Source organism: Sphingobacterium sp., assembly GCF_039596235.1.
Taxonomy (GTDB): Bacteria; Bacteroidota; Bacteroidia; order Sphingobacteriales; family Sphingobacteriaceae; genus Sphingobacterium.
Genome location: NZ_JBCNKE010000004.1, coordinates 20098 through 45182, shown reverse-complemented (window position 1 = coordinate 45182; position 25085 = coordinate 20098). Strand labels below are relative to the sequence as shown.

Genomic DNA, 25085 nt, shown 5'->3' with positions numbered 1-25085 from the left:
GTACTGCATACCAAAACCTAAATTTTATTCAGCAGCGGAATTCCGACTGCAGGAATAAGAGAAAAGCTCCATTTTAACGTAATAAATGTATGATAGCGACGAGAAGAATAGGGAGAAATTTTGCAGATTTAGTCTTATCTGCTGTATTCTTGGTGTTGATGTTTGTTTCTTGTGAGAAAGATCGGGAAACGCCAGTAGAATTGCCGGCCAAACAATCCTTGAATGCAAAGGTCGAGGGGGGCGAATTGCTGCTAGAAGTCACAAAGAAAGCGGATGAGTATATCTTCAATTTTGAAAAAGGAAGTGTAAATGTTCCGCTGCAGAGCATTTCAAAAATAGACGCTGAACTAGCCCGCTGGCGAACTGATCTTACATTTAGTGATGGTTCCACACTGGCAGTCCCGACGAAAGGCACATCCCTTGATTATATTGTTGAGCAGATCAAACTTAATCCCTCTGGATACAATCCCTTGGCGGCATCTGTGGATGTCGGATTACCAACATATGGTCGTGTCAAGGTAGTAGTACATGGTAAACATGGTGGACAGGGGGCCATCACACATCTTTGTACAAGTGAAACACAACGTCAGCGTGTTCCCATATTGGGTCTATATGCCGACTATGATAACTTAGTCGACCTGATTTTTACCGACCGAGAAGGCAACGAAAGAGGAAAAACGACCCTACATATCCAGACTGAAGCACTGAGTGTACAGGACTTTCCAAGGTGGAAAATAGTAAAAGCCCAAGCCGGTAAAATGGAGCCTGGAGTCAATCTGGTCCATTATCCCGGGCAAAGCGAAGCGGATGTTTCACTTCCTTATATGATCGACCAAGATGGTGAATTGCGCTGGCTTCTACAGTTGAAATCATCGCCTGATTTGAAACGTCTCTCTTATTCCATTGGCCTTAAGCGTACAAAAAGTGGCACGTTTATCGCCGGCGACCAGGCACAGCAAAGGGTAGTAGAAATTGATATGTTCGGTAATCTGAAGCGCGAATGGGATCTCGCTAAACTGGGATTCGGATTTCATCATGAAATCACGGAGGCCGCTAACGGCAATTTTTTAATAACGGTCACAAAAACAGCGGCGCGACTGTTGAACGGTGAGCCGCGGGTCAATGACTTTATCATTGAACTGAATCCCCAGACAGGGACCTTGGTCAATGAATGGGATCTGGCTAAACAGCTGGATACTGCCCGTTACGTAAAACCTGATGGTATTACACCGCCTGCATTTTCTCAGACAGCAAATAACTGGGCACACAACAACTCCATTGCCGAAATAGGTGATGACCTTTTGGCGACTTTACGTTATCAGGGAATTGTACGTTTTAACCGCGCTGGCCAAGCCCAATGGATGATTTCACCGCATAAATTCTGGGGTGCCAGTTACCAGTCGTTGTTGTTGAAACCCATAGCCGAAGATGGTACAGCGATTACTGATCCGGCTATCATCAATGGTGATGCAAGCAGCGCAGGATTTGATTGGCCTTGGGGACCGCATACGCCAGTAGCGCTTTCCGAAGATCGTATCCTGGTCTTCGATAATGGTTATAATCGAAGCTGGATCCCCAATTTTGGATCAGGTGCAAATAATTATAGCCGTGTTGTAGAATATAAAATTGATAGGACTAAAAAAACAGTCCAACAGCTTTGGTCCTATGGAAAGGAAAGGGGGGCAAGTGCATTTTCTCAGGCTTTATCAGGAGTTCAATACCTGTCGCAGACGGGGAATGTGCTATTTTTCCCCGGTATGGGAGTGAAAACGAGCATAGGAACCGGGGGCCGGGTGATGGAGATCAATCCGAAGACTAAAGAAGTGTTGTTCGAACTCGAAATAGCAACCAGTAGCGGCACTGCTTTTCACCGGGTGACGCGTATGCCACTCTATCCAACGAATTTATAATAAACTATTTTTTGAACTTACGTAATTTTATGTCCGAATCCTTTGAATGCCAGCGAGCTTACATGATCGAAACACAGCGTCTATTAATCGAAAAAACAAATGTTGGATTATCCAGTGCCGGTAAGATAGTCACGCGTTATTTTAATCCTGTCGTTACTAAAGAACATATTCCGTTGACTTGGCGCTACGATTTCAACCCTTTGACAAATCCTCATTTTTTGGAACGGATTTCCTTCAATTCGACGATGAATGCCGGAGCCTTGTATTGGAAAGGAAAGTATCTGCTATTCGTTCGTGTGGAGGGGGTAGACCGGAAGTCTTTTTTTGCAATTGCCGAAAGCGACAATGGTATTGACCAATTTCGTTTTTGGGATCATCCTGTCTTACTTCCAGATTCGGAAGCTGATGAAACCAATGTCTACGATCTTCGGCTTACGCAACATGAAGATGGCTGGGTTTATGGGATTTTTTGTAGTGAACGCCGTGCCTCAGATGCTGCACCCGGGGATCTTTCCAGTGCGGTTGCTTCTGCGGGGATCATTCGGTCAAAAGATCTGATCCATTGGGAACGGCTACCTAATTTAAAGGCCAGTAGCCAACAACGGAATGTGGTACTGCATCCTGAATTTGTGCAGGGCAAATATGCATTCTATACACGCCCACAGGACGATTTTATTTTGGCAAAAAGTGGTGGCGGAATCGGATGGACTTTGGTGGATGATATCACCAAGGCTATAGTCCATGAGGAAAAGATCATTAATAGACGTTTTTATCATACGATCAAAGAACTTAAAAATGGCGAGGGGCCGGCGCCGCTAAAGACGGAAAAAGGTTGGTTGCATCTTGCACATGGAGTCAGGGGTACTGCAGCGGGTTTACGCTATGTACTATATCTTTATCTCACGAGCCTCGAGGATCCAAGTGAATTAATCGCGGAACCTGCGGGCTATCTCATGGCTCCGGAAGGAGAGGAAAGGGTGGGCGATGTATCCAATGTGCTTTTTTCCAATGGTTGGATCATGGATCCGGATGGAACCGTGTACATTTATTATGCTTCTAGCGATACGCGCACACATGTTGCAGTTTCTTCTGCAGCGAAATTACTGGATTATTGCTTAAATACGCCTGCGGATGGACTCCGTTCAGCAGAATCACTGCGTAAAGTGGTTAATCTAATTGATAATAATATGCACTATTTAAATAATAAAAGCCGCGGCGAGGTTGGTCATCTCTCCTAGTAGCATGAGATCAAGAAAAAATTATATAGGTAGATATCCGGCCCGTAGGAGCTGATCATAAATGGATACTGAAAATAGGGTATATGGTCACTTTGGCCAAGAGCGAAGCCCGCTAAAAATTATGAATAAAAAGGTGTAATCAAAACCAATGTTATGTTAAGGAATGTTTGTGTTAAAATTCTCGTTTTAATCAGTCTTTTGAGCCTGACATTTTCGGTGCGGGCTCAGGCTCCGGGTACCTTAAAAATGATTTCCTATAATATCTGGAATGGTTTTGAGAAGCAGCAGGAACGGAAAGATAAATTTAGTCATTGGATTCGAAAAGAGCAGCCTGATATTGTAGCATTGCAGGAACTGGTCGATTTTAAGCAAACAGATCTCGCACAATTGGCCAAAACATATGGCCATTCCTATACGGTTTTACTAAAAGAGAAAGGTTACCCTGTCGGTATTTCCTCACGTTATCCCATTACGTTGATCAAAGCGCAGGTGGATAGCTTCTGGCATGGCATGTTGCATGTGAAGATCAAAAACTTAGATCTTATTGTGACCCATTTAAGCCCCTTTTCCTGGCAATATCGTTTGGGAGAGGCAAGACAAATTATACAATATATAAAGACTAACCGTTTGGACAGCTGTATCATTATGGGAGACCTGAATGCCTATTCTCCGTTGGATGCCAGCTGGTTGGAACCGAAGTCTGTATTGAAGGCAAATTTGAGAAAATGGGATCGGGAGCATCCGCAATACGGTAATATGAACGGCAGTAGCTTTGATTATCGTGTATTATCCACTTTTATGGCTGCGGGTTTTGATGATTGTATCGGGCGCGCTGTGTTTCCTGAATCCAAACGAGCTAGCTTCCCTACAGCCACGCTTTATAATTGGAAATGGGGAGATGCCCGACTGCCTGCTGTTTCCGAACGTTTGGATTATATTTTGTTGTCTGAAACTTTAGCGCCGCATGTGCAAGCGGTAGAAGTCCATAATGGCGCAGCACTTGAAGGGATATCCGATCACTATCCAGTGTCGGTCGTCATTGATCAATTGGAGAAATAGAAATATAATTGTAGATTGCGGATGACCACGAAAAGAATATTCATGGAAATTTCCGTAATAGATATAGTTATCATCGTTAGTTATCTCATAGCGATGATTGTAATCGGTTTGATCCTCAAAAAAAGAGCTGCCAAGAATCTCGATTCCTATTTTTTAGGCGGGAAAACGCTGCCTTATTATATGCTCGGTATTTCTGATGCATCGGGTATGTTCGACATCTCGGGGACCATGTGGATGGTCTATCTTGCTTTCGTATATGGCTTAAAAAGTATGTGGATCCCCTGGCTATGGCCTGTTTTCAATCAGATTTTTTTGATGGTCTATTTATCCGTCTGGTTGCGGCGTTCCAATGTCCTGACCGGAGCAGAGTGGATCCGTACGCGGTTTGGTCATGGTCGGGGAGCAGATGGGGCCTATACCATTGTCATTCTATATGCCATTGTTGCGGTACTCGGATTTTTGTGTTATGGCTTTATTGGCATAGGGAAATTCATGGAGGTCTTTTTTCCATGGGAGCAGGTATCCCGCTTTATTCCGTTGACGATTGATCCGGCAATGGCGCCTCAATTGTACGGTATTTTCTTTACCGCAATTACGACTTTTTACGTCATGCTAGGAGGAATGCACAGTATTGTCTGGGCGGATATGGTCAAGTTTGGTATCATGATTATTTCGGGGGTTGCCATTGCCGTGATTGCCATGCAGCAGGTTAGCCCTGAGCTATTGGCCGCCAATACGCCGGAAGGTTGGGATTCGCCCTTCTTTGGTTGGCAATTAGATCTGGACTGGAGTACTTTACTTCCTTCCATTATGGACCGGATCGCCAATGATCAGTATAATCTTTTTACCGTATTTGTCATGATGATGCTGTTTAAAGGGATATTTATGAGCATGGCAGGGCCGGCGGCCAACTATGATATGCAGAAAATATTGGCCTGTAGATCTCCTAAGGAGGCGGCTTTGATGAGTGGTTCGGTGTCGGTGATCCTACTTATCCCGCGTTATCTGATGATCATGGGCTTCACAGTGTTAGCACTTGTGTTTTTTAGGGATGAATTTGCACAGATGGGCAACCAGATGGATTTTGAGATTATCTTGCCCAAAGCAATCAACCGCTTCGGCAAAGTTGGGCTGACCGGATTATTATTGGCGGGGCTACTGGCGGCATTTATGTCTTCTTTTGCGTCAACGGTTAATGCCGCACAGGCTTATTTGGTAAACGATGTGCTGTTGAAATTTATGTACCGGTCCGCGTCGCCCAAAAAGCAGATCCGTCTAAGTTATATTGTATCGATTGCTGTGGTCGTATGCAGCACGGTTATAGGTTTGTATGTGCAGAATATAAATTCGGTTTTGCAATGGATTGTCTCCGCTCTTTATGGTGGTTATATCGCAGCAAATGTGTTGAAATGGCATTGGTGGCGTTTTAACGGCACTGGATTTTTCTGGGGAATGTTGACCGGGATATTTGGGGCGATCCTCTTGCCGCAAATTTTTCCGGATACACTGCCGCTGTATTTCTTCCCTGTTTTGTTTGCTTTATCGCTGTTGGGCTGCTTTGCTGGTACATGGCTATCCCGAGCTACTGAGGAGGAGGTGTTAGTCGATTTTTATGTGCGTGTACGTCCTTGGGGATTTTGGGGGCCTATTCATCAAAAAGCGCTCGCAAAATATCCTGATCTCAAGAAGAATAATCATTTTAAACGGGATATTTTTAATGTGGTGGTGGGTATCGTATGGCAATGTTGTCTCACCTTGGTGCCGATGTATATTGTGATCAAACAGGGACAGGGTTTACTTACAACAATCCTTGTATTGGGTATTACAACGCTAATCCTTAAAAAGAATTGGTACGATAAAATGAACCGTGATGAGGAGGAGTATAATGCCTTTATGCGCAAGTATGGGCTGAATAAAACAGAAAGGACAGTTACTGAAAAGACATCTATTAACTAATCCTACAAACTGTTTTTTGATCCTATAAAAGCCATGTTATAACCAATAGGCCACTCGTCGAACTACGACGGATAGCCTATTGTTATTCAACGTACCGAGCAGCTCCGCTAGTTGCTTGCTTTGACTTTAAAAGGGATGGCATATTCTCCCCATTCCAGGGAAATATTCCCATCTTCGGTCGCGTTTATCTTGAACTGCTCCTGCATATTGCTGCTGGTACTATTGCTAACGGAAACACGTAATGCATCGTCTTTGGCGTCATATTTCGTTCCCCATTGGTTCCACACTTTGCTGAACATCAAGGTTGTCTCATGCTCTCCGGGAATGCTGTAAAGACCGTATTTCCCTGCTGCTAGCTTTTTACCCTCTACAAGTACATCTTTATTAAACTCGATCGTGGTGGCTTCATTGGCGCCCGTACGCCAGACTTTTCCAATGGGGGCGATATCTACGCCGAGCCTGCGGCCCTTCAGCGAAGGACGGCTATAGTTGATGTCGATTGTCACACCGTCGGTGGTCGTTACTTTCGTATTGGCCGGAGGGCTTGGACGTTTACTTTTGTCTTCCTGTGCGAAGGTAAGCTGGCCGATTAAGGTCAGAATCGTTAAAATTAGTACTCTCATTTTTCGTGTAGTATTGATTAAACACTTAAATATAAGATTTTTATGTCATGAAAATAGCATAAATTTTAACAGTTATATCTGATGCGCGCAAGTTGTGCAGACTGATTTTTGGAATGGGGACAAATGAGTCTATTTATCCCATGCTGTTTTTGTTAAGCTAGTAAAATCTAATTTTCGGAAAAAGGATGCTATAAAGTTTTGGCAATGGTGCTGCGTCTTTTGCGACATAAAAATGCCTCCATAAAGTTTGTTAAACTGATGGAGGCACTTTATAGCTAAATGGCGGATTTATACTTTTTTAGACTAGATACTCAAATAAAGTCTGATCTTTATTGATTTCAATAACATCAAATTTGTATTCTTTCATCCGCGCGATCAGTGTTTCGTAATCTTCAGGCTTGTTGAGCTCAATACCGACCAAAGCAGGGCCTCTTTCGCGTTCTGTTTTTTTGATAAATTCAAATCGGGTGATATCGTCTTTAGGTCCGAGAACTTCGGAAACGAATAGTTTCAACGCGCCCGGTCTTTGTGGGAACCGGACAATAAAATAATGCTTATATCCTTCATAAAGTAAAGACAGCTCTTTAATTTCGCTCATGCGGTCAATATCATTATTACCACCAGAGATAATGCAGACGACTTTCTTACCTTTAATTTCGTCTTTGTGGAACTCCAATGCGGCGACTGAAAGTGCGCCCGCAGGTTCAACCACGATTGCATCTTTATTGTATAGATCCAGAATACAGGTACAGATTTTACCCTCGGGAATGGAACGCGTATCATCTAGCAGTTGCTTGGCGATGGCGAATGTGGTAGCGCCTATTTTTTTCACGGCAGCCCCATCCACAAACTTGTTGATATGCTCCAGTTCAAAAGGGGCATCGTTTTCCAATGCGGCCTGCATCGAAGGTGCACCTTCAGGTTCAATGCCGTAGCACTTGATTGCTTTGTTTTTACTTTTCAGGTAGTAGCTTGCACCCGCAGCTAGTCCACCACCACCGATCGGAATAAATATAGCATCCATATCGGGTAGATCCTGTAATGCCTCTACGGCTACGGTACCTTGTCCTTCCACAACTTTGAGGTCATCAAATGGTGGAATAAAAGTCATTCCATGTTCTTCCGTATAGGCTAGAGCCGCTTTTTGACAGTCATCAAATGTATCGCCGGTCAATACAATTTCAACATTGCCGTTGCCCCACATTTCGGTCTGGGAGATCTTTTGGCGTGGCGTTGGTCCGGGCATAAATATGACGCCCTTAATGTCTAATTTGTTGCATGAAAAGGCTACACCCTGGGCGTGATTACCTGCGCTGGCACAGACCACACCCCGTTGTCTTTCCTCTTCTGTCAACGAAATAATTTTGTTATAGGCACCGCGCAGTTTATAGGAGCGTACCACTTGTAAATCTTCTCGTTTGAGATAGACTTCCGCACCATATTTTTCGGACAAATGCCGGTTATATTGTAAAGGCGTACGATTGACCACAGATTTGATACGTTCAAGCGTAGCTTCGGAATCGATGTTTAGGGTTGATAGATTCATAGTTAGATGATATGTCTAATGAAGGTAGTAAAGAAAACGGGGATATCCGCCGCTATACTAGAGATGCTACCTATGTTGTGTTTAAATTTGATTTAAATTCAGTTGATTTTTATGAAAAAGACCAGGCGTGCATAGCACAAAAAAGTTTATACATGTTATTGTAGAATCCTTTTAAAAATGTATTCCTGATAAAAAAAGGCTGCATGTGCAGCCTTCCTTTTTATATCTTTTCTTGGATGAGGCTTTTTAGGTCATCATCGCAAATATTTTTCTTTTCGTCGGCCAAAACCAAAAAGCGTTGATAGCAATCTGCTAGGTCATCTTTTTCAAGATGAAAGCCCAAACGCTCTAAATGGTGTTTAAGTGCATGTCTACCTGAACGCGCCGTTAAGATGATATCTGCCTCATCCAAACCCACATCTTCTGGTCGGATGATTTCGTAATTTTCGCGGTGCTTCAAGAAACCATCCTGGTGGATACCTGAACTATGGGCAAAGGCATTCCGTCCAACGATTGCTTTATTGGGTTGCACAGGCATGTTCATCATTTCGCTCACCTTACGGGACAGGTAGGTAAACATACGGCTATCGATATTCGACGTTAAGCTGCCGAAAGCTTGGTTATGTACTTTAAGGATCATTGCTACTTCTTCCAATGAGGTATTTCCCGCGCGTTCGCCAATACCATTAATGGTACATTCTACCTGACGGGCACCGTTCTGTATGGCTGCGATGGAATTCGCAGTAGCAAGTCCTAGATCGTTATGGCAGTGTGCCGAGATGATTGCCTGATCAATATTGCGTACATTTTCCTTGAGATACTTGATTTTGGAACCATATTGGTCCGGTAAGCAGTAGCCGTTGGTATCTGGAATATTTACGACCGTTGCGCCGGCAGCAATGACAGATTCAACCATTTTAGCTAAAAATTCCAGATCTGCACGACCCGCATCTTCGGCATAAAACTCTACATCTTCCACGTAGGATTTAGCATGTTTTACGGCTGCTACTGCACGTTCTAAAATTTCTTCACGTGTACTATTGAATTTATACTTGATATGCATATCCGAAGAGCCAATGCCGGTATGGATACGCGGACGCTTGGCAAATTTCAATGCTTCTGCAGCTACATCAATATCATTCTGATTGGCACGGGTCAATGCGCATATAATAACATCATTCACCGCCTTGGATAGTTCTACTACAGATTGAAAATCTCCGGGACTGGAAACAGGAAAACCAGCTTCGATAATATCAACCCCCAGTTTTTCCAAGTCCTTTGCGATCTCAATTTTCTCTGGTGTAGTTAATTGGCATCCTGGTACCTGTTCGCCATCACGTAATGTGGTGTCGAAGATATAAAGATGATTAGGATCGTGTAACATAATTTCTTAATTCAAAAGATTTATAAAAAAGCGTAAGAAGCAAAACTCCCTACCCATATCTCATTACTATTTAATAAACGCTAATACTTTTTCACCCATTTCCTGCGTACCTAAGATTTTTGAAGCATCGGTGTTACTATTGGCGATGTCACCTGTTCTCCAGCCAGCTTTCAACGTTTCAGCAACAGCGTTGGTGACCGCTTTTGCTTCTTCCTGAAGACCAAAGCTAATGTCAAGCATTAGGGCTGCAGATAAAATGGAAGCAAGTGGATTCGCTTTATTCTGACCGGCAATATCGTGTGCAGAACCGTGGATAGGCTCAAAGAAACCTGTGCCATCACCCACTGAAGCAGAAGCCAGCATACCCATTGAACCGGCAATTTGCGAAGCTTCATCGGTCAGGATATCACCAAAAAGATTAGCCGTTAATACAACATCAAATTTTTTCGGATTTTTAACCAATTGCATCGCTGCATTATCGATAAACATGTGTTCCGTTTCCACATCCGGATATTCTTTGGCAATCTCTTGGACTACTTCTCTCCAAAGGCGGGAAGTTTCTAAGACATTGGCTTTATCAACCGAGCATAATCTCTTATTACGTGTCCGGGCTGCATCAAAAGCTTTGCGTGCGATACGCTCTACCTCATAGCGGTGGTAATTCATCAGATCCGAAGCGAAGGTATTGTCTTCATTGCGGTTTTTCTCACCAAAATATACATCCCCGGTCAATTCACGGAAGAAAAGAATATCGGTACCGCGAAGAATCTCAGGTTTTAGGCTTGAAGCATCCAATAATTCATCAAACAGAAGGATTGGACGAAGGTTTGCGTAAAGTCCTAGTTCCTTGCGGATTTTCAATAAGCCCTGTTCAGGTCTTACTTTAGCTGAGGGATCATTGTCATATTTGATATGTCCAATTGCACCGAAAAGAATGGCATCGGATGCTTTTGCTTTCGCCAATGTTTCATCCGGAAGTGGATTGCCAGTCGCTTCAATTGCAGTATGTCCCATAATGGCCTCATCAAAGTTGAATTCATGGCCATAATTTTCACCGATTTTTTCTAAAACTTTTTTACCCCAGGTTGTTACTTCTTGGCCAATGCCATCTCCAGGTATGATTAAAATATTTTTGTTCATTGTATTGTAGTATTGAGATATTAGATATGAGTACAAAGACGCTAGCTTGTGCCTTATCTGCCATCTTTTTTATTTGTATTTTCTAATTAATGGGTTTTCCACAATTTTCATGTTGATAAAACCTCTTTTTTGTGGATAACTCGTTCCACGGATTTAATTTCGCCTCTTTCCAATACCATCCTGTTATCGATGCAGGTCGGCAATTGGCTCTGAAAATGACCAACATATATCAGCGTCTGTCCATTCTTGCTCAGGTCATCGATCACATCGTTAAAATATTGCGATTGCTCTTTGTCCAATCCCTGACAAGGCTCATCTAATATAAGTAATTCGGGATGTTTTACGATGGTTCGCGCGAGGAGTGCCAGTCGCTGTTGACCTAAAGGTAAAGATCCTAAAGTTTTATGCTTTACATCTTTAAGATCAAAAAAATGGAGCACCTGATCGAGCTTCTGCTGTTGCTCGTAGCCTAATCTCTGATAAAGACTCATTGAGTCGAAAAAACCTGAAGCAATGGTCTGCCCTACATTGGCATTCATATCGTAGTACCAATGTAATTCGGGCGAAATAATTCCCAGGTGTTCTTTGATTTCCCAGATACTTTCTCCTGATCCCCGTTTTTTACCAAACAGATGTATGTCATTGGCATAGGCCTGCGGATGGTCTCCATTGATCAGACTTAATAAAGTCGATTTTCCTGAGCCATTATGACCCTGCAATAGCCATTTTTCACCCGCTTTCACCTCCCAGTCAATATTTTTTAGAACCTCCTTGTCGCCATAAGAAATATGGACTTGCTTCATCTTGACCATGACCGGAGCGGAGATTTTTGGCGACTGCTGTAAAAAATAAGGTAATTCCTTTCGCTTCCGCGGTACTCCTTTCGAAATTTCGCTACTGTTTTGGCGAATGACTATTTTCCCATGCTGGATTTCGGCAAAGCGATTGATGCAATCCGGCTGTTCATCATCATTTGTAATCAACAGGAGTGATACGCCTTTTTCAGCTAGCTGATCAAAGATTTGATTCAAATCTTTCCGGGACTGCACATCCAGTCCGGTATAAGGCTGGTCGATAATCAACACCTGTGGTTGAAGCCATAATGCTTTGACCAACTGTAATCTTTTGTGTTCGCCACTGGAAAGTTCGATCAGTTGTTGATCTTTGAAGTTTTCAAATCCAAAAATGCTGAGGTATGGTGTGACATCTTCAAAGGCTAACTGTTCGTCCTTTGCAAAATGCTTTAATTCCGCAAAGACCGTTAAGGTATCGTTTTTTGCAAATTTGTTGTAGCGTTGTTGATAATAGAAATTGCGATCACCCTCGAGATTGGTAAATTGAAACCAATTGGAGACGTAATGCACAATCGCTGGCAAAGGGCTGTCCCTATCCAGATGAAAGGATAGGGTACCCTCGTATTTTAGTTGTCCCGTAATTGCTTTTGCAAGCGTTGTTTTTCCCGTGCCACTTGGACCGCCAAGGATCCATTGTTCTCCGGGGAAAATTTGCCAATTTAAATCGTGCAGTATGGTATCTTTACCATGCTGAATAGTTAAATTGGCAATATGGACGACTGGGTCTACCATTTTCTTGTTGTTTCAAATGATTCAATTAGATCTTTTTGATTTAGGATAAAATCGATATCATCGTATCCATTAATCAAGCATGATTTTTTGTATGGATTGATTTCAAATTCAAATTGATCGCCAGTCTCTGTTAACATAACTGTTTGTTTTTCGAGATCAACGATAATTGCTGTATTTGGATTTTGGTGGACCAATTCGAAGATTTTGGCTAAGAACTCATCAGAAACCTGTATCGGCAATACACCGTTGTTAAGGGCGTTACCTTTAAAGATATCTGCAAAAAATGAACTGATGACAACGTCAAAGCCATAATCCTGGATTGCCCAAGCGGCATGCTCACGGCTGGAGCCGCAACCAAAGTTTTTACCGGCCACTAATATCTTTCCGGAATAAGTGGGGTTATTCAATACGAAATCTGCTTTAGGCTGATTGTCGCTATCAAAACGCCAGTCACGGAACAGGTTGTCACCAAAGCCTTCACGTGTGGTCGCTTTTAGAAAGCGTGCAGGGATAATTTGGTCCGTATCAATATTTTCAATAGGTAAGGGAACTACCTGTGATGTTAAAGTTTCAAATTTTTTCATGTCAAAAATTTAGTAAGTCAGAATTAAAAATTAAAAAATGGAGCTAGTTATAAGCTGAAAGCTTGGACAATCAGAGTCTCAATACTCAATTCTCTCATCTCAATACTAGATCAACTCTCTAACATCTGTTATTTTGCCAGTTACTGCGGCTGCTGCGGCTGTGAGTGGCGATACCAACATGGTACGTGCATTAGGTCCCTGACGTCCTTCGAAGTTTCTATTTGAAGTTGAAACACAATATTTGCCTGCTGGGATTTTATCTTCGTTCATCCCTAAACATGCTGAGCATCCGGGCTCACGTAATTGGAATCCTGCTGCTTCAAATATTTTATCCAAACCTTCTTCTTTGGCTTGTTTTTCAACTTGTTTGGAACCTGGTACAATCCATACTTCAACATCCTGCGCTTTTTGTTTCCCCTTCACGAAAGAAGCTACCTCACGTAAATCTTCAATACGGGAATTCGTACAGCTTCCGATAAATACATAGTCTACACGGTTACCCAGGACAGTGGAATCGTCCTTAAAGCCCATGTAATCCAACGCTTTTTGATAGGATGGCCTTTCTGATTCCGGTTGTGCACTGGTTGCTGGGATATGTTCTGCGATGCCCATACCCATACCCGGGTTTGTACCGTAGGTAATCATCGGGGCGATATCCGCTGCATCAAAAGTCAATACTTTATCAAAAATGGCATCTTCGTCTGAATACAATGTTTTCCAGTAGGCTAAGGCCTTATCCCATTCTTCTCCTTTTGGTGCGAATTCGCGGCCTTCGACATAATCAAATGTAATTTGATCGGGTGCAATTAAACCGCCGCGAGCGCCCATTTCAATACTCATGTTACAGATGGTCATCCGTGCTTCCATACTCAAGGAACGGATTGCCGAACCGGCATATTCGATAAAATAGCCTGTACCGCCTGCCGCAGAAATCTGAGCGATAATATAGAGGATAATATCTTTTGCGCCAACGCCCTTTTGTAGGGTACCATTGACTTCAATTTTCATGGTTTTAGGTTTGGACTGCAATAAACATTGCGTCGCAAAGACCTGTTCAACCTGAGAGGTTCCAATACCAAACGCAATAGCTCCAAAGGCACCGTGTGTCGAAGTATGACTATCCCCACAGACCATTGTTTTACCGGGGAGGGTAATACCTAACTCTGGACCGATCACGTGTACAATCCCTTGATAAGGATGACCCAAACCATAGAGTTCAATACCAAATTCAGCACAATTTTTGGTCAGCATATCTACTTGATAGCGCGATAGCTCTTCCTTGATCGGTAAATGTTGGTTGAGGGTCGGTACGTTATGATCGGCAGTAGCTACCGTTTGTTTTGGACGAAAAACTGGAATTCCTCTTTTGCGTAAGCCATCAAAAGCCTGAGGTGAAGTAACCTCATGAATCAAGTGGGTGTCGATATACAGAATATCTGGAAACCCTTCTTCACGCTTGACGACGTGAGCATCCCAAATCTTTTCTACTAATGTTTTTGACATTTTTATTCTCTCTTATGTTATTTTTATATTAATCAAGGTGATATTGTAAATGTCTCAATATCACCTTGATTTTAATATACTAAATTACGAAATATTCATCATTTCGAGCACATATGTACATTGAATTCAATTGGATATTCCATATGGCCCTTAAAAAACAGATAATCCGTATAAATTTTTAAACAGTTTTGATCGCTTTCATGGCAGTCATCGCTTTACGCAATTTGCGGCCAACAATTTCTACAGGATGCTCGCGTAAAATTTCATTGATGGCAACCAATTGTGCATTGTCAACTGCAGCATCTTTACCTTCGTTGAAGTTTTTACCTACTAAATCTGTATCCACAGTTTTCATGAAGTCAGCCAATAATGGTTTACAGGCCTGATCGAATAGGTAACAACCGTATTCTGCTGTATCAGAAATAACACGGTTCATTTCGAACAATTTCTTACGTGCGATTGTGTTAGCGATCAATGGTGTTTCGTGCAATGATTCGTAGTATGCTGATTCCGGTTTGATACCAGCTTCAACCATGGTTTCAAATGCCAATTCTACCCCAGCACGAATGAAAGCGACCATCAATGTATAATTGTCGAAGTATTCTTGCTCGTTGATTTTAACATCAGCAGCAGGCGTTTTTTCGAAGGCAGTTTCACCTGTTTCAGCTCTCCATTTCAATAAGTTTGCATCACCGTTTGCCCAATCTTCCATCATCGTCTTGCTGAAGTGGCCCGACATGATATCGTCTTGGTGTTTTTGGAACAATGGACGCATGATATCTTTCAGTTCTTCAGAGATCTCAAAAGCTTTTACTTTTGCAGGGTTGCTCAAACGGTCCATCATACCGCTCACACCACCATGTTTCAAGGCTTCAGTAATCACCTCAACGCCATATTGTACCAATTTGGATGCGTAACCCGCGTCGATTCCTTTTTCGACCATTTTGTCGAAAGATAAGATCGAACCTGTTTGCAACAATCCACAAAGAATCGTTTGTTCACCCATTAAATCTGATTTTACTTCTGCGACGAAGGATGATTTCAATACACCGGCTTTGTGGCCACCTGTTCCCACACAATATGCTTTTGCTTCAGCCCAACCTTTTCCTTGCGGATCATTTTCTGGGTGAACAGCAATCAAAGTAGGTACACCAAATCCGCGAAGGTATTCTGCACGAACTTCCGAACCCGGACATTTTGGCGCAACCATGATCACAGTGATATCTTTACGGATCTGCATTCCTTCTTCAACGATGTTGAAACCATGTGAATAAGACAATGTAGCTCCCTCTTTCATCAATGGCATCACGGCGTTGATTACTGAAGTATGTTGTTTATCTGGAGTCAAGTTGATAACTAAATCCGCAGTCGGGATCAATTCTTCGTAAGTGCCTACGTTAAAATTATTGTCTGTAGCGTTTTTCCAGGAATCTCTTTTTTGTTCAATAGCTTCTTTACGTAAAGCATAAGAAACGTCCAGTCCGCTATCTCTTAAGTTTAAACCTTGGTTCAAGCCTTGTGCACCACATCCTACGATTACGATTTTTTTACCTTTTAAAGCGTTTACACCATCCGTGAATTCGCTGTTGTCCATGAATTCAGCGTGACTTAATTGTTCTAACTGCTCTCTAAGCGGTAAGGTGTTGAAATAATTTGCCATTGTTTTACTTTCTTTCTGTTATTGGTTGTTGATTATTTATTTTAATTATTGTACTAATCTGCGTTGAGCCATTGCGTAACCGAAATGGACGTTATCATGTCCTGATGTCAGGGCAATAACTTCTTCAATTGTGTCCATTGGATAACCATAGGTTGCTGTTGAAAAAGAGGTGATTTCTCCGAAGACACCATTTTCATAGTCAGCGGCAATTTGCTCGATACTGCGGATTGCAATTTCTTTCAATTCATCAATTTCCGCTTGTTCGACAAAGCGGGTTGGTTTAGTATCTTTTTTATAATCTTCGTTATATTTCACCCAAGAAGTGTCGGCTTTGATTCCTGTGCGGACATAGATCAACGTCTGTGTACTGACAACGATATGCGCAAAGTTCCAGATGATATTGTTGTTAAATCCCGCTGGAATTTTGTTGAGTTGTTCTACGGAAAGCCCATCAATTAATTCGATGAATTTCTGACGTGACTTGAGGATAAATTTAAATGTTTCTTGCATGATATTTTTAAAACTTACATCGTAAATACGTCGTCTCTTTTGTCGAGATATTCATTTTCAACGATTTCAATAGATGGTTCCTTCGCCTCAAACTGAACCAGTTTGGAGTGGAAACCGGCGCTATCTTTAATAATTGCAATACGCGCACCACGTACAAATTCGATCAAACCATATTTGGTCAGTTCTTCTGTTAACTTATCGATCTCTTCGCGGTGACCTGCAGTTTCAAAGACGATATAATCATTACGGATCACCACTACATTGGCACCATATTGGCGTAGTAGACGCTCAACATATACTTTTTCGTTGACGACGTCCGCAGGTACCTTATATAGCGCCTGCTCTTGCCAGATCACTTCATCATTGGTGTTGTAGTAGGCTTTAAGAATATCAATCTGTTTTTCCAACTGACGACAAAGCTTACGTAGCACCTCTTCTGCTTCAGTAATCACAATAGTGAACCGATGTATGCCTTCTACCTCAGAAGGTGAGGTATTCAAGCTTTCGATATTGATTTTTCTTCTTGAAAAAATCGTTGAGATCCTACCGATAAGACCGATAGAATTCTCTGTGTATAGGGTAATGGTATATTCTTGTTTTTCCATTTTCAACTTTACTTTAAGCGGATCTCTGATACGGATGTTCCTTGTGCGACCATGGGGAATACATTGTTTTCTTTTCCTACCATTACTTCCAATAAATAAGCGCCATCGTGTTCGAGCATGGTCTGAAGTGCAGCGCGGAGATCTTTTCGCTCTGAAATTTTCTGGCCATCAATATAATATCCTTTGGCAACAGCAACAAAATCAGGACTGGTGATATTCACGAAAGAATAGCGCTTGTCGTGGAACAGTTGTTGCCACTGGCGTACCATTCCCAAGAACTCGTTGTTAAGGATCAAGATTTTCACCTTCGCGCCAAATTGCATAATGGTTCCCAACTCTTGGATAGTCATTTGGATACCGCCGTCACCGATTATGGCTACAACAGTTTTCTCGGGAGCACCATACCATGCACCGATCGCTGCCGGAAGCCCGAAGCCCATTGTTCCTAATCCACCTGAGGTCACATTGGATTTACTATTATTGAACTTGGCATAACGACAGGAGACCATCTGGTGCTGACCTACATCCGTTGTAATGATGGCCTCACCGCCTGTCAATTCATTCAACACATTGATGACCTCGCCCATGGTCATAATATCTGTCTGCGGGTGAAGTTCATTTTGGATAACTTCCTTGATTTCTTCTTTTTCAAGTTCGCGGAATTGTTGAAGCCAAGCGGAATGATCTACTGCTTTAACCAATTCAGTTAGCATTGGAAGGGATTCTTTACAGTCGCCCCATACCGGTACCGTTGTCTGTACGTTTTTGTCGATCTCTGCAGGGTCAATATCCAGATGGATCACTTTTGCCTGTTTGGCATATTTATCCAAACGACCTGTTACGCGGTCATCGAAACGCATGCCGACTGCAATTAAAACATCACATTCGTTGGTCATGACATTTGGCGCATAGTTTCCGTGCATCCCCAACATCCCGACATGAAGTTTATGATCAGTAGGAAGTGCGCTCAATCCCATGACAGTAGCTGCTGATGGAATTCCGGTCTTTTCGATAAAAGCTTTGAATTCTGCTTCGGCTTTTCCCAGGATGACACCCTGTCCAAAAAGAACAAATGGCTTTTTTGCATTGTTGATTAACTCAGCAGCCTGTTCGACATACTCCTTACGTACTTGTGGTGCAGGTCTGTAGCTACGTACATGGTTACATTTTTCGTAACCATAATAATCGAACAATTGCATTTGCGCATTTTTGGTGATATCAATCAATACCGGCCCCGGACGACCGGTGCTGGCAATATAAAATGCTTTTGCGAGTGCAGCTGGAATTTCAGTAGCGTCGGTGACCTGATAGTTCCATTTCGTGACCGGTGCGGTGATATTGATAACATCCGTTTCCTGAAAAGCATCTGTCCCCAATAGTGAAGCAAAGACCTGACCTGTGACACAGACGATAGGATTACTGTCGATCATGGCATCAGCCAGTCCAGTAACTAAGTTTGTTGCTCCAGGGCCACTCGTCGCGAAGACGACACCAGTACGACCTGAAGTTCTTGCATAACCTTGCGCCGCGTGGATTCCACCTTGTTCATGGCGCACTAAAATATGCTTCAGACGATCCGTATAATCATAAAGGGCATCATAGATGGGCATAATTGCACCACCCGGATAACCAAATACGGTATCAACTCCTTCGCTCAATAAGGCTTCCAAAACAGCTTTCGATCCCGAAATTTGTGTCGGCGTTTCCTGCTTGGTAGCAGCCTTATTTTCTGTTATTTCCAGTGTACTCATATTGATTAGTATTGAGATATTAGTATTTAGTATTGAGATGCTGTCTATAGAAGCCGCAGGCTTGACAGCATTTCCATTTTTAATTGCCTTTAATTTACTACAGATCTGTTACACAGCCTTCTGAGGCGTCAGCTACAGTTTTAGCATATTTGTATAATACACCTTTGCTGACTTTCAACGCGGGTTGTACCCAGGCCGCACGACGTTGTGCAATCTCCTCATCGGAAAGTTTCACGTTAATTGTATTATTAACGGCATCAATTTCGATGATATCGTCATCATGGACTAAGCCAATTAATCCCCCTTTGTAAGATTCAGGAGTGATGTGACCGACGACAAAACCGTGTGTTCCTCCGGAGAAACGGCCATCGGTAATCAAAGCCACGGATTTACCCAGGCCGGCACCGATAATCAATGAAGTAGGTTTAAGCATTTCAGGCATACCTGGAGCGCCCACTGGGCCTTCATTTTTGATAACGACAACATCTCCCGGTTTGATTCTGCCAGAAGCTATTCCAGCAACTAAGTCATGTTCGCCATCGAATACACGCGCAGGACCGGTGAATTTTTCGCCTTCTTTTCCAGAGATCTTCGCAACGGACCCTTTTTCAGCTAAGTTACCGTACAGGATCTGTAAGTGTCCTGTCGCTTTGATCGGATTGCTTAATGGTTTGATGATAGGTTGCTCATATTCCATAATGGATTTAACATCCGCTAAGTTCTCTGCAACTGTCTTTCCGGTTACGGTGATACAATCACCATGTAATAAACCTTCATCCAAAAGATATTTCATCACAGCAGGAGTTCCACCAAACTGTTGAAGATCCTGCATAAGGTATTTACCAGAAGGTTTAAAATCTGCCAACACTGGGGTCTCATCGCTCATACGCTGGAAGTCGTCTTGTGAAATATCAACGCCCACAGCTTTACCGATGGCGATGAAGTGAAGTACGGCATTGGTACTGCCACCTAAGATAACGATGGTACGTAAAGCATTTTCGAATGCCTTACGGGTCATGATATCCGAAGGTTTAATATCTTTTTCCAGTAAAATACGGATATATTTACCCGCATCTAGACATTCATTTTTCTTTTCTTCAGAGATTGCCGGGTTGGAAGAAGAATAAGGCAAGCTCATTCCCAATGCTTCAATTGCTGAGGCCATTGTATTTGCGGTATACATACCGCCACAGGCTCCGGCACCGGGACAGGTATGTTTGATGATACCTTCGTAATCTTCATCGGAAAGGTTGCCACAGATACGTTGTCCTAAGGCTTCAAATGCAGAAACGATATTTAGTTCCTCGCCTTTATAATGACCGGGTGCTATTGTGCCCCCATAGACCATTAGCGAGGGGCGGTCCAACCGCGCCATTGCCATAATGGCACCGGGCATGTTTTTATCACATCCAGGGATAGAGATCAAGCCATCGTAATATTGACCACCACAGATCGTTTCAATACTATCGGCGATTACATCGCGGCTGACCAGTGAGTAACGCATACCATCTGTACCGTTGCTCATCCCATCGCTGACACCAATGGTGCCAAAGGTCAAACCGACTAAGTCATTGTTCCAAACCCCTTTTTTGACTATTTGCGCCAAATCATTAAGGTGCATATTACACGTATTACCATCATATCCCATGCTGGCAATACCGACCTGTGCCTTGTCCATATCGGCATCTGTCAGGCCGATACCGTAAAGCATGGCTTTAGCAGCAGGTTGCGTTTCGTCTTGTGTAAATGTACGGCTGTATTTGTTCATTGCATTTTCGCCGTTAGATGATGACTTCATAATTTTCGTTCTCTAATACTAAATTTTTATATCTTCTTTGGATAGATGCCCCTATGCTGTGTTCCCACTCTTCCTGATAGATCACATCATCAACTTGTTTGATTCCGATAATTTCAGCTGCTGTACCGCATAAGAATGCGCTGTCGGCAGTATAGATATCTTCTACTGTCAATGGCTTTTCAATGACTTCGAAATTCAGTTTTTTACAGATGTTTTTAACCGTCTGTCGCGTAATGCCGGGAAAAATGTTTTTCGCTGGCGGCGTATAGATTTTGAAATCTTTCTCGATAAAAATATTCTCGCTTGATGCCTGTGCCACGAAACCCTCATGGTCAAGCATAAGTGCCTCATCAAAACCTCTTTTGATGGCTTCTGTAGTTGCCAGAATGGAGTTTACATATTGGCCTGATATCTTTGAGTCTGTTTTGAAAGATTTTGGATTGGGCCTTTTGATGTCAGAGATGCATACCCGTAACAGGTTCTGACCAAGATAGGGCCCCCATTCCCAGGCGGCAATCATCAGGTTAGCCTCTGTAGAGGAAGTCAGGTGCATATTCGAACCTGTGAGTACCAATGGACGGATGTAGGCTTCACGTAAGTTGTTAATGGCCAAAAGTTCATAACATTTGTCTATTAGCTCCCGGTTACTCCAGGGATAGGGAATATTAACCGCTTCGCAGGATTTCTTTAGCCGGTCAAAATGCTTGTCCGCTTTAAAGATACGCGGGCCATTGTGGGTGTTGTACGCACGTAAACCATCGAATACGGCGTAGCCATAATGAAGCGATTGTGCAAAGGGATTCAATGCAGCCTCGGAGGCTTTTACAAAAGCTCCATCCAAATAAATCAATGTGTTCTTGTCGTAGTAATTCATAACCCAAAATTTACCTTATATAAATAATTTCCCTGTCTGGTTTTTGCTGGTAAATTGCGCTATCTCAGGCTGCTGTAAAAACCTTCGATTTTCATTTCCTCAAGGTAGCAGGAATTACAATAATTGGCAATAGGTAAAGTGCTAATTTTCTATTTAGAATAAAATTTTATATTATATTATTTTAAAAAATTTTAAACTGCAATTACTTGGTTTGTTCGGTTTTTAATTTTGTTAGTCGTATACCATATTTAAAATTGGTCTACATGGCTAAAAAATTATTTTTTGTTACAAAGGGCAAATTTCTTCCTAAAATGAAGAAATTGTCAAAAAAACTTTAAAAAAAAAGCTTCCGATATTTCTATCGGAAGCTTTTCAATATTTTAAAATCAATTGATTTAATCTCCGATAATTCCTTCAGCAAGCACGGTAATGACATTGTCTTTTGCTTCCACAACACCACCTTTAATGAACACTTCTTGTCCACCTTTACCTTGTTGAATAATTACTTTTCCATCTTCCAAAGTAGAAACAATAGCTGCGTGGTCTTTCAGAATTTGAAAGGAGCCAGCAGAGCCAGGGACAGTAACCGATGTTACTTCGCCTTCGTATACTAATTTGTCGGGAGTGATAATTGTTAATTTCATTATTCTTAGATATAAGATTTGAGATATGAGATTTGAGAACTTTAGGTTTTCAAATAGATATGAGATAATCGAAAGTCTATTATCTCATACCTATGGTCCAATATCTAAATTAAACTGCTTCTGCTAATAATTTCTTACCTTTTTCGATAGCATCGTCGATGTTACCTACCAAGTTGAAGGCAGCTTCTGGATATTCATCAACCTCACCATCAATGATCATGTTGAAACCTTTGATGGTATCTTTGATGTCTACCAATACACCTTTTAAACCCGTAAATTGTTCTGCTACGTGGAAAGGTTGTGACAAGAAACGTTGTACACGACGTGCGCGGTGTACAGTTAATTTATCTTCTTCAGATAGCTCGTCCATACCTAAGATGGCGATGATATCTTGTAATTCTTTGTAACGTTGAAGAATTTCTTTTACACGTTGTGCAGTATCATAATGTTCAGCACCTAAAACAGCAGGAGAAAGGATACGTGATGTAGAATCCAAAGGATCCACAGCAGGATAGATACCTAACTCAGCAATTTTACGGGACAATACTGTCGTTGCGTCCAAGTGAGCGAAAGTTGTCGCTGGAGCAGGGTCAGTTAAGTCATCGGCAGGTACATAAACCGCTTGTACTGAAGTAATAGATCCGTTTTTAGTTGAAGTGATACGCTCTTGCATCAAACCCATCTCTGTTGCTAGGGTTGGTTGGTAACCTACAGCTGAAGGCATACGGCCTAATAGTGCGGATACTTCAGAACCAGCTTGTGTAAAACGGAAGATGTTATCGATAAAGAATAGGACGTCACGACCTTGACCTTCGCCATCACCATCACGGAAATATTCCGCAACTGTCAAACCTGATAGGGCAACACGTGCACGTGCACCAGGAGGCTCATTCATCTGACCGAATACGAAAGTACATTTAGAGTCTTTCATTAATTCGTGGTCAACAGTGTCCAAAGGCCATTCACCTTTTTCCATGCCTTCCATAAAATGCTCACCATATTTGATGATACCTGATTCCAACATCTCACGTAATAAGTCATTACCTTCACGTGTACGCTCACCTACACCGGCAAATACCGAAAGACCACCGTGACCTTTAGCAATGTTGTTGATCAACTCTTGGATTAATACGGTTTTACCTACTCCGGCACCTCCGAACAAACCAATTTTACCACCTTTTGCATATGGTTCTAAAAGGTCAATAACTTTGATACCAGTAAAAAGTACTTCGGATTCAGTAGATAGGTCTTCGAATTTAGGAGGGACGTTGTGGATAGGACGACCATTCTCTTTATTCAAATCTTGGATACCATCAATGGCATCACCAACTACATTGAATACACGACCTTTGATTTCTTCACCAACAGGCATTTTGATAGGAGCACCAGTATCAACAACTTCCATTCCGCGAACCAAACCTTCAGTTGCATCCATGGCAATTGTACGTACACGATCCTGACCTAAGTGTTGTTGAACTTCCAATACAACACGTTGTCCATTTTCTTTTTGAATGTACAATGCATCGTAAATTTTAGGTAGATTTTCACTGTCGGCGAAGTTGACGTCAACAACTGGGCCGATAATCTGCGCTATTTTACCAATCTTGGGCATATTATAGGGACTAAATATTTATTAATCAATTTTGTATAAGAGACATAAAAGGCCTCTTTTTTGGTCAGCAAAAATAAGGTTATTCGTTTTTAAAAACAAATAGAATTTGCAATTAAATTACATTTTTATTCATGTATGTCAAAATGTTATCTCTTGTAATTCTGTTAGTTTCGATTCCTCTTGTTGTAAATATACTTTTTCCGAGCTGTTGGTCATCCTATTTTTTTGCAGCAGTACTTCTTTTTCAGATGCCCTTGTGATTGGATACGTATGGTATTTAAATGTTATCGACCTGAAGCGAGGTCAAGATTGAGCGTCGGTTCAGGTCGATAAAAATAGGAGAAGTATAGTTTTTTTTGCAGCGCTATACTATGTTTTTTTGCTATACTATATCTTTTTGTTGAGTTCATCTTGCAATTGACGTTTCAGCAATTGCTCTTTTTCCATCGCCTTTTTACGGAATGTCGCAAATTCTTCCTGCGACTGTTCTGCTGTTTTCTGAAATTCTACCGTATCAACCTTAGCTTTTCTATAAGAAAATAGGAAAATAAAGGTCGCGACAGCTAAGACTCCGATGATGGTCCAAACAACGGTACTATATAAACCTTTGGAAGTATTGATGCCCATGAAGGAAAAGCTATCGGTTTTTTGCTGTTCCTGCGCAAGCTGATCTTTTAATAACTGAATGGAATCCTGTAAGTTTTTCGTATTGGCAGTATAGTTACTGGAAGACGATTTTAAGGTATTGATTTCCTTACGCAACTTGGCAACTGTGTCGACGACATTTCTTTTTACGATTTCCAGGTTGGTTTTGCGAACCATCTTGAAGTCGTAATTATTTTTTGATATATAATTTAAGTGATCAAATTGATTGGCCAAAGTCCCTTTTCTTAGTCCATCGGGGCTATATTTGTAAGCTTCATTAGCCTGCTGAGTAGCCGTAACAGGCGCTGCTGCAGGAGTTTGAGCCTGTAATAAAGTGTACGATGAAATAAATAAAATCGTAAAGAATACGAATGCTAATCTCAATTTGCTCATGTTGTTTATTGTTATTATAAGTTTAATCCAGATATTCCAGCCACAAAGCTAGTATATGCCTGTG

At 42.0% G+C, this 25085-nt stretch carries 20 protein-coding genes; 4 read left to right on the top strand and 16 right to left on the bottom strand.

What is annotated here, in order from left to right; genetic code table 11:
* Positions 1-89 precede the first annotated feature (89 nt).
* From ABDW32_RS10130 to ABDW32_RS10115, 4 genes are all read left to right on the top strand, one after another.
* Positions 90-1910, top strand: coding sequence for an aryl-sulfate sulfotransferase (locus tag ABDW32_RS10130; protein ID WP_343561990.1), 1821 nt, complete (start codon positions 90-92; stop codon positions 1908-1910).
* A gap of 62 nt (positions 1911-1972) precedes the next feature.
* Complete coding sequence (locus ABDW32_RS10125; RefSeq protein ID WP_343561988.1) at positions 1973-3148, top strand: glycosidase; 1176 nt, start codon at positions 1973-1975, stop codon at positions 3146-3148.
* A 153-nt stretch (positions 3149-3301) separates the two neighbouring features.
* Entirely contained in the window at positions 3302-4207 is a 906-nt protein-coding gene (locus ABDW32_RS10120) for an endonuclease/exonuclease/phosphatase family protein (RefSeq protein ID WP_343561986.1), read from the top strand.
* Between the two features lie 42 nt (positions 4208-4249).
* Complete coding sequence (locus ABDW32_RS10115; RefSeq protein ID WP_343561984.1) at positions 4250-6163, top strand: sodium:solute symporter family protein; 1914 nt, start codon at positions 4250-4252, stop codon at positions 6161-6163.
* Between the two features lie 107 nt (positions 6164-6270).
* Here ABDW32_RS10115 and ABDW32_RS10110 read toward each other — a convergent pair whose 3' ends face one another.
* The 16 genes from ABDW32_RS10110 to ABDW32_RS10035 all read right to left on the bottom strand — a co-directional run bounded on the left by ABDW32_RS10110 (position 6271) and on the right by ABDW32_RS10035 (position 25021).
* Positions 6271-6786, bottom strand: coding sequence for a DUF2911 domain-containing protein (locus ABDW32_RS10110; protein ID WP_343561982.1), 516 nt, complete (start codon positions 6784-6786; stop codon positions 6271-6273).
* Between the two features lie 298 nt (positions 6787-7084).
* A complete protein-coding gene (gene ilvA, locus ABDW32_RS10105) occupies positions 7085-8332 on the bottom strand; it encodes a threonine ammonia-lyase IlvA (protein WP_343561980.1) in 1248 nt (415 codons plus the stop codon).
* 220 nt (positions 8333-8552) lie between these two features.
* Positions 8553-9716 carry a 2-isopropylmalate synthase gene (locus ABDW32_RS10100; RefSeq protein ID WP_077437050.1) on the bottom strand — a complete coding sequence of 388 codons (1164 nt, stop codon included), beginning with the start codon at positions 9714-9716 and terminating at the stop codon, positions 8553-8555.
* A gap of 66 nt (positions 9717-9782) precedes the next feature.
* Entirely contained in the window at positions 9783-10856 is a 1074-nt protein-coding gene (gene leuB / locus ABDW32_RS10095) for a 3-isopropylmalate dehydrogenase (RefSeq protein ID WP_343561977.1), read from the bottom strand.
* A gap of 107 nt (positions 10857-10963) precedes the next feature.
* Positions 10964-12442 carry an ATP-binding cassette domain-containing protein gene (locus ABDW32_RS10090; protein WP_343561975.1) on the bottom strand — a complete coding sequence of 493 codons (1479 nt, stop codon included), beginning with the start codon at positions 12440-12442 and terminating at the stop codon, positions 10964-10966.
* On the bottom strand, positions 12436-13026 hold the full coding sequence (gene leuD, locus ABDW32_RS10085) for a 3-isopropylmalate dehydratase small subunit (protein WP_343561973.1): 591 nt from the start codon (positions 13024-13026) through the stop codon (positions 12436-12438). The genes ABDW32_RS10090 and leuD overlap by 7 nt, the downstream gene beginning before the upstream one ends.
* 105 nt (positions 13027-13131) lie before the next feature.
* A complete protein-coding gene (gene leuC, locus ABDW32_RS10080) occupies positions 13132-14529 on the bottom strand; it encodes a 3-isopropylmalate dehydratase large subunit (protein ID WP_343561971.1) in 1398 nt (465 codons plus the stop codon).
* A 178-nt stretch (positions 14530-14707) separates the two neighbouring features.
* On the bottom strand, positions 14708-16189 hold the full coding sequence (gene ilvC, locus ABDW32_RS10075) for a ketol-acid reductoisomerase (RefSeq protein WP_077437044.1): 1482 nt from the start codon (positions 16187-16189) through the stop codon (positions 14708-14710).
* Between the two features lie 45 nt (positions 16190-16234).
* Positions 16235-16699 (bottom strand): DinB family protein, encoded by a 465-nt coding sequence (locus tag ABDW32_RS10070; RefSeq protein ID WP_343561968.1) that lies wholly within the window; start codon positions 16697-16699, stop codon positions 16235-16237.
* Between the two features lie 14 nt (positions 16700-16713).
* Positions 16714-17304 carry an acetolactate synthase small subunit gene (gene ilvN / locus ABDW32_RS10065; protein ID WP_077437042.1) on the bottom strand — a complete coding sequence of 197 codons (591 nt, stop codon included), beginning with the start codon at positions 17302-17304 and terminating at the stop codon, positions 16714-16716.
* 8 nt (positions 17305-17312) lie between these two features.
* Complete coding sequence (gene ilvB, locus ABDW32_RS10060) at positions 17313-19055, bottom strand: biosynthetic-type acetolactate synthase large subunit (protein WP_343561966.1); 1743 nt, start codon at positions 19053-19055, stop codon at positions 17313-17315.
* A gap of 97 nt (positions 19056-19152) precedes the next feature.
* The gene (ilvD, locus tag ABDW32_RS10055) at positions 19153-20853 is read right to left on the bottom strand and encodes a dihydroxy-acid dehydratase (protein ID WP_343561964.1); all 1701 of its coding nucleotides are present in this window, start codon (positions 20851-20853) and stop codon (positions 19153-19155) included.
* Positions 20837-21727, bottom strand: a complete 891-nt coding sequence (locus ABDW32_RS10050; RefSeq protein WP_343561962.1) for a branched-chain amino acid transaminase — start codon at positions 21725-21727, stop codon at positions 20837-20839. Before ABDW32_RS10050 ends, ilvD begins: the two co-directional genes overlap by 17 nt.
* Before the next feature lie 395 nt (positions 21728-22122).
* Complete coding sequence (atpC, locus tag ABDW32_RS10045; protein ID WP_028071934.1) at positions 22123-22371, bottom strand: ATP synthase F1 subunit epsilon; 249 nt, start codon at positions 22369-22371, stop codon at positions 22123-22125.
* 109 nt (positions 22372-22480) lie between these two features.
* Entirely contained in the window at positions 22481-23983 is a 1503-nt protein-coding gene (gene atpD / locus ABDW32_RS10040) for a F0F1 ATP synthase subunit beta (protein WP_077437038.1), read from the bottom strand.
* A 387-nt stretch (positions 23984-24370) separates the two neighbouring features.
* Positions 24371-25021: a hypothetical protein gene (locus tag ABDW32_RS10035; protein ID WP_343561959.1), complete on the bottom strand. Its 651-nt coding sequence runs from the start codon at positions 25019-25021 to the stop codon at positions 24371-24373.
* Positions 25022-25085: the final 64 nt, after the last annotated feature.

Bases quoted from the DNA above. Each gene is read 5' to 3' on its own strand.
- ABDW32_RS10130 (WP_343561990.1), top strand. From the start codon at position 90: ATGATAGCGACGAGAAGAATAGGGAGAAATTTTGCAGATTTAGTCTTA.
- ABDW32_RS10125 (WP_343561988.1), top strand. From the start codon at position 1,973: ATGATCGAAACACAGCGTCTATTAATCGAAAAAACAAATGTTGGATTA.
- ABDW32_RS10120 (WP_343561986.1), top strand. From the start codon at position 3,302: ATGTTAAGGAATGTTTGTGTTAAAATTCTCGTTTTAATCAGTCTTTTG.
- ABDW32_RS10115 (WP_343561984.1), top strand. From the start codon at position 4,250: ATGGAAATTTCCGTAATAGATATAGTTATCATCGTTAGTTATCTCATA.
- ABDW32_RS10110 (WP_343561982.1), bottom strand. From the start codon at position 6,786: ATGAGAGTACTAATTTTAACGATTCTGACCTTAATCGGCCAGCTTACC.
- ilvA (WP_343561980.1), bottom strand. From the start codon at position 8,332: ATGAATCTATCAACCCTAAACATCGATTCCGAAGCTACGCTTGAACGT.
- ABDW32_RS10100 (WP_077437050.1), bottom strand. From the start codon at position 9,716: ATGTTACACGATCCTAATCATCTTTATATCTTCGACACCACATTACGT.
- leuB (WP_343561977.1), bottom strand. From the start codon at position 10,856: ATGAACAAAAATATTTTAATCATACCTGGAGATGGCATTGGCCAAGAA.
- ABDW32_RS10090 (WP_343561975.1), bottom strand. From the start codon at position 12,442: ATGGTAGACCCAGTCGTCCATATTGCCAATTTAACTATTCAGCATGGT.
- leuD (WP_343561973.1), bottom strand. From the start codon at position 13,026: ATGAAAAAATTTGAAACTTTAACATCACAGGTAGTTCCCTTACCTATT.
- leuC (WP_343561971.1), bottom strand. From the start codon at position 14,529: ATGTCAAAAACATTAGTAGAAAAGATTTGGGATGCTCACGTCGTCAAG.
- ilvC (WP_077437044.1), bottom strand. From the start codon at position 16,189: ATGGCAAATTATTTCAACACCTTACCGCTTAGAGAGCAGTTAGAACAA.
- ABDW32_RS10070 (WP_343561968.1), bottom strand. From the start codon at position 16,699: ATGCAAGAAACATTTAAATTTATCCTCAAGTCACGTCAGAAATTCATC.
- ilvN (WP_077437042.1), bottom strand. From the start codon at position 17,304: ATGGAAAAACAAGAATATACCATTACCCTATACACAGAGAATTCTATC.
- ilvB (WP_343561966.1), bottom strand. From the start codon at position 19,055: ATGAGTACACTGGAAATAACAGAAAATAAGGCTGCTACCAAGCAGGAA.
- ilvD (WP_343561964.1), bottom strand. From the start codon at position 20,853: ATGAAGTCATCATCTAACGGCGAAAATGCAATGAACAAATACAGCCGT.
- ABDW32_RS10050 (WP_343561962.1), bottom strand. From the start codon at position 21,727: ATGAATTACTACGACAAGAACACATTGATTTATTTGGATGGAGCTTTT.
- atpC (WP_028071934.1), bottom strand. From the start codon at position 22,371: ATGAAATTAACAATTATCACTCCCGACAAATTAGTATACGAAGGCGAA.
- atpD (WP_077437038.1), bottom strand. From the start codon at position 23,983: ATGCCCAAGATTGGTAAAATAGCGCAGATTATCGGCCCAGTTGTTGAC.
- ABDW32_RS10035 (WP_343561959.1), bottom strand. From the start codon at position 25,021: ATGAGCAAATTGAGATTAGCATTCGTATTCTTTACGATTTTATTTATT.